The following is a 578-nucleotide window of genomic DNA, read 5'->3' as shown; positions in this document are numbered from 1 at the left end:
CAGGTACTGTCTTGGCATTTTTGCGGTTATTTCATCGGCCGGTATGCCAATAATGCCGGAAACGGCGTTAATAACCTCTTCCATGCCGCCTTTTGGAACTTCCGCCGGCGTGATGTTCACCACAAATGAATCTTTGTTCATCGCAAGCTGTTTTTTGAAGTTTCTGTCGTATATTTCCCCGCGTTGTGCCGGAATTGTCACTGTTCTTCTAGAAATGTCCTGGGCGCGCGAAAGGTATACGTCGCCCGAAAGTATCTGCATGGTGAAAAGCCTAACGCTGTAAATGACTATTAGGGTTATTAAAAGAACCTTAAATACTGTTATCCGCCATCCCTGATCTTCCTGCATTTTAACTCCGTTCAGGCGCGATAAACTTAAATCGCTTTAAAAGAAAAAATAAAAACCGGAGCGCATAATGAATTAAGCCCTAATTCTATCCAGAACAACGCCGAAAACAGCGAATAAACCGGCACGACATTTCCCATTATAAGGTTTAGCAAAAACATAATTAACGCCTTGGCTATTGTAGATAAGGCGCAAAGAATTAACGGCAGAAAAAACACGTCAAGAAAGAACGC

General features: G+C 42.7%; 2 pseudogenes. Both read right to left on the bottom strand.

Features of this window, described 5'->3' with window-relative positions:
• A pseudogene (locus tag ACYVTD_RS15735) lies at nt 1-348 on the bottom strand (penicillin-binding protein 2); the annotation flags it as partial.
• Nucleotides 349-374: 26 nt separating this feature from the next.
• Nucleotides 375-578, bottom strand: a pseudogene (locus ACYVTD_RS15730) (rod shape-determining protein MreD); the annotation flags it as partial.

The organism is Treponema sp. R6D11, assembly GCF_054786075.1.
Note: the sequence above shows the minus strand (reverse complement) of the source record. Positions and strands in the feature narration are given on the sequence as shown.